13 protein-coding genes are annotated in these 12,665 nt (G+C 48.7%); 11 read left to right on the top strand and 2 right to left on the bottom strand.

The features are described 5' to 3' along the window. Positions 1-3: 3 nt before the first annotated feature. From WDN47_01210 to WDN47_01195, 4 genes are all read left to right on the top strand, one after another. Entirely contained in the window at positions 4-309 is a 306-nt protein-coding gene (locus WDN47_01210) for a hypothetical protein (protein MEJ0021179.1), read from the top strand. Positions 310-402: 93 nt separating this feature from the next. Further along, positions 403-825, top strand: coding sequence for a hypothetical protein (locus WDN47_01205; GenBank protein ID MEJ0021178.1), 423 nt, complete (start codon positions 403-405; stop codon positions 823-825). A 6-nt stretch (positions 826-831) separates the two neighbouring features. After that, entirely contained in the window at positions 832-1,251 is a 420-nt protein-coding gene (locus WDN47_01200; protein MEJ0021177.1) for a TraR/DksA family transcriptional regulator, read from the top strand. Positions 1,252-1,328: 77 nt separating this feature from the next. Further along, positions 1,329-1,847: a ribonuclease H-like YkuK family protein gene (locus WDN47_01195; protein MEJ0021176.1), complete on the top strand. Its 519-nt coding sequence runs from the start codon at positions 1,329-1,331 to the stop codon at positions 1,845-1,847. Positions 1,848-1,966: 119 nt separating this feature from the next. On the opposite strand, the gene trxA is transcribed toward WDN47_01195, so the two are convergent. Then, positions 1,967-2,293: a thioredoxin gene (trxA, locus tag WDN47_01190; GenBank protein MEJ0021175.1), complete on the bottom strand. Its 327-nt coding sequence runs from the start codon at positions 2,291-2,293 to the stop codon at positions 1,967-1,969. Between the two features lie 110 nt (positions 2,294-2,403). Here trxA and WDN47_01185 point away from each other — a divergent pair, with 110 nt between their 5' ends. After that, positions 2,404-3,312, top strand: coding sequence for a serine hydrolase (locus WDN47_01185; GenBank protein MEJ0021174.1), 909 nt, complete (start codon positions 2,404-2,406; stop codon positions 3,310-3,312). Between the two features lie 83 nt (positions 3,313-3,395). Here WDN47_01185 and WDN47_01180 read toward each other — a convergent pair whose 3' ends face one another. After that, positions 3,396-3,743: a hypothetical protein gene (locus WDN47_01180; GenBank protein MEJ0021173.1), complete on the bottom strand. Its 348-nt coding sequence runs from the start codon at positions 3,741-3,743 to the stop codon at positions 3,396-3,398. Between the two features lie 126 nt (positions 3,744-3,869). Between WDN47_01180 and mraY the strand changes: the two genes are divergently transcribed. Genes mraY through murJ form a run of 6 tightly spaced genes read left to right on the top strand, consistent with a single transcriptional unit; the run spans position 3,870 to position 12,525 of the window. Then, on the top strand, positions 3,870-4,916 hold the full coding sequence (gene mraY / locus WDN47_01175; protein MEJ0021172.1) for a phospho-N-acetylmuramoyl-pentapeptide-transferase: 1,047 nt from the start codon (positions 3,870-3,872) through the stop codon (positions 4,914-4,916). Between the two features lie 2 nt (positions 4,917-4,918). Further along, entirely contained in the window at positions 4,919-6,475 is a 1,557-nt protein-coding gene (locus WDN47_01170; GenBank protein MEJ0021171.1) for a D-aminoacylase, read from the top strand. Then, positions 6,475-7,698 (top strand): UDP-N-acetylmuramoyl-L-alanine--D-glutamate ligase, encoded by a 1,224-nt coding sequence (gene murD, locus WDN47_01165; protein MEJ0021170.1) that lies wholly within the window; start codon positions 6,475-6,477, stop codon positions 7,696-7,698. Before WDN47_01170 ends, murD begins: the two co-directional genes overlap by 1 nt. Further along, entirely contained in the window at positions 7,695-8,807 is a 1,113-nt protein-coding gene (gene ftsW, locus WDN47_01160) for a putative lipid II flippase FtsW (GenBank protein MEJ0021169.1), read from the top strand. Before murD ends, ftsW begins: the two co-directional genes overlap by 4 nt. Positions 8,808-8,810: 3 nt before the next feature. Further along, positions 8,811-10,901, top strand: coding sequence for a DUF4012 domain-containing protein (locus WDN47_01155; protein ID MEJ0021168.1), 2,091 nt, complete (start codon positions 8,811-8,813; stop codon positions 10,899-10,901). Positions 10,902-10,911: 10 nt separating this feature from the next. Continuing rightward, positions 10,912-12,525: a murein biosynthesis integral membrane protein MurJ gene (gene murJ, locus WDN47_01150; protein MEJ0021167.1), complete on the top strand. Its 1,614-nt coding sequence runs from the start codon at positions 10,912-10,914 to the stop codon at positions 12,523-12,525. The last annotated feature ends 140 nt before the right edge of the window (positions 12,526-12,665 follow it).

The raw sequence follows: 12,665 nt of genomic DNA, 5'->3' as shown, positions 1-12,665 counted from the left end.
AAAATGCCAGAATTTAATGAAGGACAAAATAATCCGGAGGACATCTCTTCCAGAGAAAAAGAAAAAAAGGATCTAGAAAATGCAATTGAAGCTAACGTAAACAATAAAGCCGAAAAAGAACGTCTGCTGGAGTATATAGAGAACGAAAAACAAAGCAATATCGGCGATAACTTTGAGCAGTTGAGCCCGCAATATCTGGAAAATATCCGGAACGACACTACCGGCAAGCAGGCAGAAACTAAAAAAGAGATTGAAAAAATTGATGAAACTTTGGCTAGCCTAAGAAAGCAACTGAGTGAAATAAAGTAGCGACTATCAAAGGTCTTTTTTGATTTTGCCGAATGCTTGCAATGCTCGGTTTTAATATATATAATGGCTTTTCACAGCATAGGGGAGGAAACCATGCAAATAGCAGGTTGTTTTGCGTTTCCTCCGCCTATGGAGGAGCGCCGTTTCAAGGCCTTGTGCATAATACTCCACCAGGCCGTTGCAGATACCGAACGGGAAATTTGGCTGATTGAGCAGGGTCAAAACCCTTACGCTTCAAAACCGGAGGGGCGCCGGGCCTTACTCACCGCACTTGCCGGCAAGCTGGCAGAGCTGGTAAAAGCGCAGGGCGACCTGCAGACCGGTAAGTACGGCAAGTGCAAAAAATGCCATCTGTTAGAACTGCGTCTGGAAGACCTGGCCGTGCAGCCTTTGCTCAAACGATGCGGTGCCTGTCATCTGCTGGAGCAAAAGAAGCTGGCCCAGAGACTGGCCCGGCAGTTGCACGAAGGCTATGTCTCACGCGATCTGCCGTTGTTCAGGCCAAGACCGGAATGAGGTGATATGGCAAAGCATCCTAAGGCAAAGGAAATACCGCGGACTCAACCAAAGGGACTTTCGACTCGACAAGAAGAACTTCGGAAGATCCTCACCGGCCGCCGTGACGAGCTGCAACTGATAGTCGGAGCACAGCGGCGCGGCCGAATAGAACAAGGCGGCGCAAAGTCCGCCGATAACTTCGACGCAGCGTCAGATAACATGGCCGAAGAGCTCGAGTTCGCGCTTGTTCAGCAGAAAACGGAAACGCTGGCCAAGATCGATGAAGCGATTGCCAGGCTCGAGAAAGATGCTTACGGTTACTGTCTGGAGTGCGGAGAAGAAATCGAGGAGAAGCGTCTTCGTGCATTACCATTCGCCGTTCGATGTGTGGACTGCGAAGAAGAGCGGGAGACTGCCGGGAAGCAAGAGCGTCAGGAGGCTTAACCGTGTTTGACCATTTTTCGGCCAGAAAAGTGGTCATTTTTTTTGCCAAAAAATCCGAAAAGTAATAATATATGAATATGCTTAAAATGAAGCCTGTGGAAGTAAGGGAGGAAACTCTCTTTTTTAATGACTTCAAAAGCCCGACCCACGGCCAGTTGGATTTTGATAAAGTTTTGGAAAAACTTTTGGAATATATCGGGAACGAACCTGCTTTGGAATACGAACTTATAATCGGCACTGACTCCATGCCCGCAGGCGAGGAAGCGGAATTTGTGTCTGCTATAGTAGTCCACCGCAAAAACCGCGGCGGAATTTATTTTTGGTCAAAAAGGCACGAAACTAAACTGCACACATTGCGCCAGCGGATATTTCAGGAAGCAACCCATTCTTTAAAACTGGCGGAACAATTGATCGAGCGCCTTAAAATTTTGAATGTAACGGATTTTCACCTGACCATTCATGTGGATGTGGGACCAAACGGAGCGACCAAGAAAATGATGCACGAAATAGTCGGCATGATAAAAGGCAACGGGTTTGCGGTCAAGACCAAACCGGATTCTTACGGGGCCTCGTCGGTTGCTGATAGACATACATAGAAAGTAAAAATAAATAAAATAATCGCATCTGCGAGCGAAGCGAAGCAGTCTATTCCAAGGTCAGATTGCTTCGTCGTTTCACTCCTCGCAAATGCGATTTATTTTTTGATCTTTTGCCTTTAACTTATCCCAAGTATGGCCTTCAATTTCATTTCAATCACGGCTTTGGGCATTGCGCCCACCATTTCGCCCAGAATTTTCCCGTTTTTATAAACTTTCAGGGCCGGAATGCTGAATATCTGATATGTTTGAGTGGTTTTGGGATTTTCATCCACATTGAGTTTGCCGACTTTCAGGTGATCTTTCATCTCTTCGGCTATCTGCGAAACTGCCGGGGAAACCATTTTGCAGGGGCCGCACCATTCCGCCCAAAAATCCACAAGTACCGGTTTGTCCGCTTTCAAAACTTCGGCTTCAAAGTTAGCGTCTGTTAGAGTAACTTCCATGTTTTTCCTTTCCGTCCGCCTTAAGTAACTCTGGGTATTATAGAGTTCTGAAGGATGTTTTGTCAAAAATATGCTAAAATAATGGTGTTGAAGTTAAAAACTGAAACAAAGTGTTAAACAAAATTTTATACACAACTCTGGGGATCAGTCTGGCTTTGATATTTTTTCCTCACCCTGCTAAAGAGGCAGTAAAAACACCTGTGGTTGCCGGCATTTCCACGCAAGCGGCCGATAATGCTTTAAAGACTGCGCCGGAAATGGCAGTCAATTTAAGCCAGCCGCAGCTGACCGCCCGTGCCGCTTTGGCTTATGATCTGGATTCGGGCACTGTTCTTTATTCCAATAATCTGGATGAAAAATTGCCCATAGCCAGCCTGACCAAGCTGATGACTGCCTTAACCGTGGTCAATCACGTCGGTCCCAATGCTGTAGTGACGATAATAAAAGCCGACGAAACCCCGATCGGCAGCACAGTGGGGCTGGTTGAGGGCGAAAAGATCACCGTTTCCGACCTGCTGGCCGCCATGCTTATCCCTTCCGGCAATGACGCGGCTTTGGCGCTTGCCAATTTTGTGGCCGGCACTCCCGAAAAATTTGCGGAAATGATGAATCAGGAAGCTACAGACCTGAATTTGGCGAATACGCATTTTTCCAATCCCGTGGGCTGGGATACATTCGACAGCCAGGCGAATTTTTCCAACTCGCTTGACCTCATCAAGATCGTGCAGGAATTTCTGAAGCACGATGAACTGCGCAAGATCGTAGGTACGCGCCAGGCTTCGGTTTCTTCCCTGGACGGCAAATACGTGCACCAGCTTTTGACCACGAACAAACTTTTGCTGGATGACCCGGAAGTAACCGGTATTAAGACCGGCTTCACTTCCAAAGCCATGGGTAACTTGATCATTCTGGATAACCACGGGGGCAACCAGATCGTGACCGTGGTGCTGGGAAGCGACAATCGGGAAGCAGACACTCAAAAGCTTTTGGACTGGGTGTTTGCGGTTTATAAGTGGTAAATTGAAACAAAAAGAAAAACCCGGCGACAAGATGTCGTCGGGTTGTGCTAGGTTGCGGCCGAGCGGTCAGTCGATAGGCTTGTCTAGATCGTAATCGTTCTCGGCGAGCGTCTCAATCTGCCGCCTATGAGCCGGCCGAGTCCCCATATGATCAGAGGAGTACAGAAGATCAGCATGTTGCCGATGATGACGTCGACTGGAAGGCCGCCCATGTCCACGTCGGGGAAACCTTCCTGGTACTTCGCGAACTGGTTTGTCGCCGCAGCGTTGGCCCAGCCAACGATGATCATGCCAACGAAGGCGAAGAACAGGTCGGCGCAGAACACGATCGAAGCCCAATTGCTTTCTTCTGTCCTCTTGCGAGAAAACAGTGCCGTGAAGAACGACGACACAACCAGAACTGTCAGAGAAACCAATACAAGGTTTCGCACCTCCTCCTCCTTCCAGAAACTATGCCTACGATACTAATTTATAATTTTACTCCTTTTTTGTGATTTTGTCAATACTGACAGTTTGTGGTATAATTGATGAGCTAATTTGATATTTAGAAACACAAAATGACCATAAATGAGGCGGTAATTAAGATCTTCAGCCTGGCTGCAATTTCCTTTATTGTTGCGATGAGTTTGACCCCGATCTTTACCAATTTTGTCTACGAACACAAATTCGGTAAAAAGATCCGGGCTGAAGGCGACACGCCTTTTTACAGCAAATTACATGAGAAAAAAGCCGGGACCCCGACCATGGGCGGTATTCTGGTCTGGCTTACCACTGTTGCTATGGCTGCGGTTTTTTGGTTTCTGGACCGCGTTGCACACGTCAGTTTTTTCCACCGGCTGAATTTTCTGACGCGTATGCAAACTCTTTTGCCTTTGGGAGCACTGGGCGCTGCCGCCTTGCTTGGTTTGCTGGATGACTATTTGGGTGTGAAGGGAACCGGCGGAGGCAAAGGGGGAGGCCTGCGCATGAGGCATCGGATCTTATTGTACACGCTCGTGGCAGTGATCGGGGCTTATTGGTTTTATTACAAATTGCAGTTTGATTCTTTGCATATTCCGGGCCTTGGCAATTTTACGATCGGATGGTGGTATGTGCCTTTATTTATTTTTATAGTGGTAGCCACAAGTTTTTCGGTCAATCAAACCGATGGTTTGGACGGCCTGGCCGGCGGAGTTTTGGCTATAGCATTTTTATCCTACGGTTTGATCGCATTTATGCAGGGAAAGTTCGAGTTGGCCGCTCTGACCGCGGTTTTGTCCGGAAGCCTTTTGGCATTCCTTTGGTTTAACATTTTTCCGGCGCGGTTTTTCATGGGCGATACAGGCGCCATGTCTTTAGGTACTGTGCTCGCCGTTATTGCTTTCCTGACCAATTCCGTGGCGGTTTTGCCCATTATCGGTATTGTTTTGGTGCTTGAATCAGGCTCAACCCTGTTGCAGGTGCTTTCACGCAAACTGACCGGCAAGAAAATATTTTTATCCTCTCCTCTGCATCATCACTTTGAAGCCGAAGGCTGGCCCGAAACAAAAGTCACTATGAGGTTCTGGGTGATTGCCGCAGTCGGAGGGCTGATCGGAGTTGCAGTGAATTTAATCGGAAGATAAACATGTACGATATTCTCATCAAAAATGGCACGGTCATCGACGGCACAGGAGCGCCCGGGAAAAAAATGGATGTGGCTGTGGAAAAAGGAAAGATCGTTGAGGTGGCTGCGGATATATCCGGCAAAGCGCTGCAGACGATCAATGCCCAGGACAGATTCGTGACCCCGGGCTTCATTGATATCCAGAACCACTCGGATTCCTACTGGACCCTGTTTGACCAGCCGGAGCAGGCCAGCCTTCTGTCGCAAGGGATAACTTCGATCATCATCGGAAATTGCGGCGCATCATTGGCCCCGCTTCTGAATACTGAATCGATCAAGACCATTCAGAAATGGCATAATTTGTCCGGCATCAATCTGAACTGGGCATCCATGCCTGAATTTTTGCAGATACTGTCCGCAATGCCGCTGGGCGTGAATGTAGGCACCTTGGTCGGGCACGCAACACTGCGGCGGGGGCTCGCCGGCGATCAGGTACGATCGCTTACCGGCGATGAAATTAAAATTATGGATAAAACTTTGCAGGATGCGCTGTCAGCCGGGGCTTTGGGCTTGTCTTTGGGTTTGATCTACGCGCACGAGGTTAATTCTTCGATAGCAGAACTTCAGGAAATCGTGGGAAATTTAAAACCAACCAACAAATATCTGAGCGTGCACTTGCGCTCGGAAGCCAGTCATATCCTTGAAAGCATTGATGAAGTGATTGAGCTGGCCGCGGCGAATCAGATCCCGATCAAGATCTCGCACATCAAAGTCCGGGGCAAAAAGAACTGGCCGCTGTTTGACAGCGTGTTAGGCAAGCTCGAGGCGGCTTATCAAAAAGGCCTGAAGATCAGCTTTGATGTTTATCCGTACAGCACATCATGGTCAGTGCTTTATACCTATTTGCCGAAATGGGCATACGAAGGTGGCAGAGACCAGATCCTAAAAATGGCCATCGACCCCATATCTCGGCGAAAAATTACTGATTATCTGCGCGACCAGGATCAGGATTTCAAGAACATCATTGTAGCTGAGGCTTGGAACAACAATAATTTTGTGGGCAAAACCCTTGGCCTTATCGCCCAGAATCAAAATGTCTCAGCGGAAGAAGCTTTGTTGAACGTTATCACGGCAACCAAGGCCCAGGTCACTATTTTTGACCATAATTTGTCCCAGGAGCAGGTTGAACTGTTTTGCGCCTCGCCTCTGTCCATGATCGCCACTGACGGCGCCGGGATCAACCAAAGATCAACCGGGCTGTTCCATCCCAGATGCTTCGGCACCATGCCGAGGTTTTTGAAAATGGTCCGCGAGAAAAAACTGCTGAAATGGGAAAGCGCGGTCAAAAAATTGACCAGCGAGCCCGCGAGCCTGCTCGGAATTGCTGATCGGGGAGTGATCGCAAAAGGCAACATTGCCGATATTGTGGTATTTGATCCGCAGACGGTCACAGACAAGGCTGATTACGTCAATCCCGATCTGTTCTCGGAAGGCATTGATATGGTTGTGGTGAACGGCCGGATAAGCTATACCCCAAAACAGATTTTAAGCACAGCCGGAACGGTGATCAGACGCTGATGCTGGAAAATTTGCAAGGCAAAAGAATAGCAGTTGTCGGTTTGGGCGTAAACAATAAAAAATTGGCGGAATATCTGACAATCAACAACGTAGCTTATGACGTGATCGACGGCTGGAAGGACCCGGATGAACTTATAGGGCGGCTTGACCACTATAATTTGATTTTTCGCACACCCGGCCTTCCCTTGCTCTCAAATGCTGTGCAGGAGGCCCAAAAAAAAGGCGTTGAGATATCGAGCCAGACCAAATTATTTTTCCAGCTTTGTCCGGCAACCATCATCGGTGTTACGGGAACCAAAGGTAAAGGAACAACGTCCAGTTTGATCGCCAAAATTTTGGAAACAGCCGGCAAAAAAGTCTGGCTGGGCGGCAACATCGGCCGCGATCCGTTTGAATTCCTGGATTCCGTGAAGTTCAATGATTACGTTGTCCTGGAATTGTCCAGTTTTCAGCTTCAGGACCTGCATCTTAGCCCGCATATCGCAATTGTTCTAAATATCACTTCCGATCATCTGAATCACCACCAGTCGGTTGAGGAATATATTACGGCGAAATCATCAATTATAGCTTTCCAGTCGGAGAAAGATTTCGCTATTCTCCACGAAAATCTGCCGAAATGGTTTAAGGATCTGGGCGGGAGCAGGAAGATTTTTTTTGAAGGCAAGGATGTCGCAGACTATCCGACAAAACTTTTGGGGCCTCACAATTTGGAAAATATTTCTGCGGCGGCTGCTTGCGCCAAGCTTTTGGGAATTGAGGAACCGATCATTCGAAGAGCCGTTGCCGAATTCGAACCATTGCCGCACCGGCTGAACAAAGTAAAGGAAATAAACGGAGTGAGTTTTATCGATGATGGCTACAGTACGAATATTGACCCGACGATCGCCGCGATCGATGCCATCAATGCCCCTTTGATATTGATCGTCGGCGGGTTTGATAAAGGCTTGGACTTCGGCGCTTTGGGGGAAAAAATAAAGTCTGCCAAAAATCTGAAAGGTCTGGTTGTGATAGGCGCGGTGACTGATAAAATTTTAAATGCCGCGAAAGGCTTTGTCGGCAAAATTCTGACAGGAGCCAAAAATATGCAGGAAATCCTAACTCAGGCAAGATCCTTGGCAGTGAGCGGGGATACGATCTTGTTTTCTCCTGCAACTTCCAGTTTTGACATGTTCAAGAATGAGACTGAACGCGCCGAGCAATTTGTAAAAGAAATCAGCAAATGACGAAAACATTGCCAAAAGTTGACAAGTATATTATGTGGCTGGTGCTGATCCTGCTGACCATCGGGCTTTTGACCTTGTCTTCCGCTTCCACAGTATTGTCCTATCAGCGCTTTCACAACAACTACTATTATTTTATCCGCCAGGTCTTGCTGGGCGCAGTGCCCGGTTTGATCTTTATGTACATCTTTGCCAGGCTGGATTATCATTTTTGGCAAAAGATCGCGCCGTTCCTTATTTTGGCCGGAATCGGCCTGCTTGTGGCCGTGCTTATCCCGGGTATCGGATTTAAAGTCGGTGGAGCTCGGCGCTGGATCAACTTCGGTTCATTTCTTTTTCAGCCCACAGAATTTATAAAACTGGCGATGATCATATATCTGGCCAGCTGGTTTGATAAGCGCCAGCACCACGCCCAGGATCTGTATTACGGATTTTTGCCCAGCCTGGCGATCGTCGGAGTGGTGGCGGGATTGATCATTTTGGAGCCTGACATCGGCACCATGCTGGTCTTAGCGTCTATCGCAGCGGTGATGTTTTTTATCGGAGGAGTGCGCTTGCGGTATATTTTTGCCACGGCAGCTTCTGCATTGCTGGTATTGTGGATATTGGTGAAGGCCGCCCCTTATCGGGCAAAAAGATTTTTGGCATTCTTGGACCCGACCGCGGATACTCAGGGTATTTCTTATCAAATCCAGCAGGCCAAACTGGCAATAGGTTCAGGCGGGTGGTGGGGGCTGGGATTTGGCCAGTCACGGCAGAAATACGGTTATTTGCCGGAGCCGATAGGCGATTCCATCTTTGCCATCATGGCCGAAGAATTGGGCTTCATCCGGGTTTGCGTCATCCTGCTGCTGTTTCTGTTTTTGGGGTACCGGGGTTTTAAAGTCGCCCGCACAGCGCCTGATACATTCGGCAAGCTTTTGGCCGCGGGCATCACCAGCTGGCTTATTTTGCAGGCTTTGATCAATGTCGGAGGCATTACCGGTTTGATCCCTTTGACCGGCATCCCCCTGACATTTATCTCATACGGTTCAACCTCGCTGCTGATCAGTTTGGCCTCAATGGGGATCCTGCTGAATATTTCACGTTTTTCAAATTCACAAATTGATTAGATCATGAACGCCAGAAGATTCTCTAAAACTGACATGGGGCCCATGAAGCGGAAGGCCAAGCCTGCCGCCAAAGTTCGGAATGTCATTAAGCGGGAAGTTATGAGTTCCGAACTCATGTACGCCGTCAGCCGGGCCAGAGAAAAAACAGCCGCGGCTGCATTGATAAAACCGAAGATCTTCACTGCCAAACAGCGGTTTGAATGGAAGAATTACAGCCGGCAAATGTTCCAAATAAGTTCTTTTGCCCTTGCCGGGATTATTTTGATCGGTGTTCTGCAGGGCCTGGTTTATCTGTCGCAGGCAAAAAAAGCTTCCGGCGAGATTTTGGGCGCGGCCACTTCCGCATACACAGACCTGCATACGGCGGAACAGAATTTGAGCACGCAAAACTTCGCCGCGGCTCAGCAATTGTTTGATGCGGCCAGCGGCAACGTAAATCTGGCGCAGGAAAAATTGAACGATTTCCGCGCTTTGAGCTGGGTTGCGCCTGTAGCCGATTCCGCGAACCATGTTCTGGCTGGGGCCGGATTATTGGCGAATGCCGGAAACAAATTAAGCGATGCTCTGAATTTGTTCGATGAGCTGAAGGTTTCCAGCAAAGGGGTGGAAACAGCGAATTTTAACGATAAGATAAAAACCAACCGTGAGCTGCTGAGTGCCAGCCGCGATCTGGTCGTTTCCGCTTCCGGGCAATTTAATCAGGCCGGGAGTGTTCCTCAGGATTATTCGGGAACGCTGGAGGCTGCCAAACAGCAGGTCTCGGACCTTAATTCGATCCTGGACAAGCTCATCGGTCTGGAGGATCTGTACTTGGGTTTATTCAGCAAGCAAAAAACCTACCTGTTGATCTTCCAAAATTACGATGAGGAAAGGGCCACCGGCGGGTTTATCGGGACTTATGGGGTTTTGGGAACGGATAACGGGGCGATCACCAAACTTAAGATCGAAAGTATTTACCAGCTCGACGGTCAGATCTACGAGCAGATAGCGGCTCCGGGGCCCATGCAGCCGCTGATCAAGCGCTGGGGAACCCGCGACGCTAACTGGTTTGCCGACTTTCCGACTTCAGCCCAAAAACTTCTGTATTTTTTTGAAAAAGGCGGAGAAACTGCCGATGGCGTGATCACGGCCACGCCGAAAATGTTTGAAGACATCTTGAGGCTCACCGGACCTATCGATATGCCATCTTACGGAGTTGCGCTCACCGCGGATAATTTTCAGCAGCTGGTGCAGTTTAAAACTTCCGTTGACTATGATAAAATCTTGAACCAGCCGAAAAAGTTCCTGGCTGACGCGGCCCCGCAACTTTTGGACCGGTTGATGGGCATGAACAAAGACCAGTGGATCCAGATCCTGCAGATCTTTGAAGATAATTTGCGGCAAAGAAATGTTCTCCTGTATACCAAAGATCAGGCTACCGAAAAACAGATCGAGGATCTGGGGTTCGGCGGTCAGGTCCTGGCCACGGACTACGATTATTTGTCCGTAAATAATTCCAATTTGGGCGGAACTAAAACCGATCTGAGCATGGATCAGAACGTTGACCTGAAAAGCAAGATCTTGTCAGACGGGTCGATCATCAATACTCTGACAATTGACCGGAAAAACTCTGCGGACGCCAGCAACAAAGATTATTTGCGCGTGCTGGTGCCAAGGGGAAGCCAATTTGTTTCAGCGCAGGGCTTTGACGATTACCAGTATTTTGACTCTACTGCGAAGGGCATGCGCACGGATCCTGACCTGGCAGCTTGGGACGTCGGGGAAATGCATTCCAATGTTTATGTCAGGACCGAAGCCGGAAAAACGGAATTTGCAGGCTGGCTGGCCACGGACCCCGGGGAAGAGCGCAGCATCACGCTGACGTATATGCTCCCGTTTAAAATTAACGCTGATGCTTTGAGCAATGCCCAGTCTTACAGTCTGCTGGTTCAAAAACAATCAGGATCAAAGCCTTACAGCTTCACCGGGAGTATATCCTTAGGCCAATTTCAGACGAAATGGCTGGGGCCCGGAGTTCAGTCTTCAGGCAGTAATATAAATTTTCAATCCGCGACCAACACCGATGATTTTTGGCCGCTTGTCATAACTAAATGAATGAATCCACTTGAATATTAAATCCCTGCAAGACAATAAGATAGGAACCGCCACCGTGATCATCGCGGTGTTTTCACTTTTAACGAAGATCATGGGTTTTGTCCGCGACGCGGTGTTTGCCCACCAGTTCGCCTTAGGGAGGATCATCGGGGTCTATTTTGCAGCGTTTCGCATCCCGGATTTTATTTATAATTTGCTGGTTCTGGGAACTTTTTCCGTGGCTTTCATTCCGATTTTTTCCGAATACCTTCTGCAGGACAAGAAAAGAGCGGACGAGATCGCTTCCAGCATCATAAACACCACTATCCTGATGATGCTGGCCCTAACCGCGGTCGCTTATATTTTTATCAATCCGCTGGTGCATCTGATCGCCCCCGGATTTAAGGGTGCGGATTTTGAGCTGACCAAGCTCTTTACCAAAATTTTTCTGCTGTCGCCTTTGTTTTTGACCCTGTCTTCCATCGTTTCCAGCATGCTTAATACTTATAAGCGCTTTGCCCTGATGGCCGCAGCTCCTTTGTTTTATAATGTTTCGATCATTTTTGGCGCGTTGTTCCTGTATCCGCGTTTTGGGCCTGCGGGTTTAGGCTGGGGAGTGGTATTGGGAGCTTTGATCATGTTTGTGATCCAGGTGCCTCAGATCTTCCGCCTAGGGTTCAAGTTCTCTTTCGGGATCAACGGACACGATGCCGGGTTCATCAAGTTCTGGAAACTTTACTGGCCGCGGATATTTTCCATGGGCACGGAGCCGATCAGCGCTTTGATCGTCACGATATTCGGCTCATTTCTGGGCACCGGCGCCCTTGCCGCGTTTTATTATGCCAATAATCTGCAAGCTGTTTTTCTTGGAGTTTTTGCCATCCCGTTTGCAATTGCCGTGTTTCCTTTGCTTTCGGATCTGTTCAACACAAAAGACAACGCCTCGTTCAAGGATGTCTTTGCTAAAACCACGGTCCAGATCTTATTTTTTATGATCCCGTTGTCCGTCCTGCTGCTGGTTCTGCGCGCCCAGGTGGTCCGCTTGGTTTTGGGCATCGGCGCCGGCACGCACTTTACTTTTGACGACACCAGACTCGTGGCCGAATCTTTGGGATTGTTTTGCATTTCGCTTTTTGCCCAGGCTCTGGTCCCTTTGTTCACCCGGGCGTTCTATGCCATGCACAATACCGTCACTCCCGTGGTCATCGGGTTTATCACTATCGCATCAAATGTTCTGGTAACTTATTATCTGGTCGGCAGGCTGGGTATCGCGGGCATGGCTCTGGCCTATTCGGTGACCAACATCATCAATCTTGCGCTTCTGATCATGGAACTGCACCGCCGCTTGGGCAATATCCACGACGAATATCTGATCGAGAATTGTATGAAGATCATTATTGCGTCCCTGATCGGCGGAGCAGTGGCTTATGTTTCTTTGTATATGATAGCTCCTCTGGTGAATATGCATACCTATTGGGGCGTGCTGATACAGGGAGTCAGTGCAGGCCTGATTGGCGCCGGGGCATACTTGGGGATTGGCTGGCTCGAAGGCTTGGCAGAAACCCATGATTTGGTTAAACTTCTTAGAACGACCGGAAACAAGATCGGCCGTCCGATCAATATAATTTGGAACTGGTGGAGCTAGGCGCTCGGGCACCGCTTTGAAAAGACGTCCGTTTATACGGACTAAGTGCTCGGCCATTGAAAGGCCTCGCAATTCTTTTGCAAAGCGTCGCCCTCGCTGAAGGGGAAAAGGAAGCGAAGGCTAATTTTGCAAAGTGCCTC

The organism is Candidatus Doudnabacteria bacterium, from assembly GCA_037200925.1.
GTDB lineage: Bacteria > Patescibacteriota > Doudnabacteria > UBA920 > O2-02-FULL-48-8 > JBDTSL01.
This window is presented reverse-complemented; position numbering and strand designations above follow the sequence as displayed.

What these genes read in the sequence shown, in the direction of transcription:
- WDN47_01155 (MEJ0021168.1), top strand. Translation starts at nt 8,811, where the DNA reads ATGAACGCCAGAAGATTCTCTAAAACTGACATGGGGCCCATGAAGCGG.
- WDN47_01205 (MEJ0021178.1), top strand. Translation starts at nt 403, where the DNA reads ATGCAAATAGCAGGTTGTTTTGCGTTTCCTCCGCCTATGGAGGAGCGC.
- WDN47_01210 (MEJ0021179.1), top strand. Translation starts at nt 4, where the DNA reads ATGCCAGAATTTAATGAAGGACAAAATAATCCGGAGGACATCTCTTCC.
- WDN47_01170 (MEJ0021171.1), top strand. Translation starts at nt 4,919, where the DNA reads ATGTACGATATTCTCATCAAAAATGGCACGGTCATCGACGGCACAGGA.
- trxA (MEJ0021175.1), bottom strand. Translation starts at nt 2,293, where the DNA reads ATGGAAGTTACTCTAACAGACGCTAACTTTGAAGCCGAAGTTTTGAAA.
- WDN47_01195 (MEJ0021176.1), top strand. Translation starts at nt 1,329, where the DNA reads ATGCTTAAAATGAAGCCTGTGGAAGTAAGGGAGGAAACTCTCTTTTTT.
- WDN47_01200 (MEJ0021177.1), top strand. Translation starts at nt 832, where the DNA reads ATGGCAAAGCATCCTAAGGCAAAGGAAATACCGCGGACTCAACCAAAG.
- mraY (MEJ0021172.1), top strand. Translation starts at nt 3,870, where the DNA reads ATGACCATAAATGAGGCGGTAATTAAGATCTTCAGCCTGGCTGCAATT.
- murD (MEJ0021170.1), top strand. Translation starts at nt 6,475, where the DNA reads ATGCTGGAAAATTTGCAAGGCAAAAGAATAGCAGTTGTCGGTTTGGGC.
- ftsW (MEJ0021169.1), top strand. Translation starts at nt 7,695, where the DNA reads ATGACGAAAACATTGCCAAAAGTTGACAAGTATATTATGTGGCTGGTG.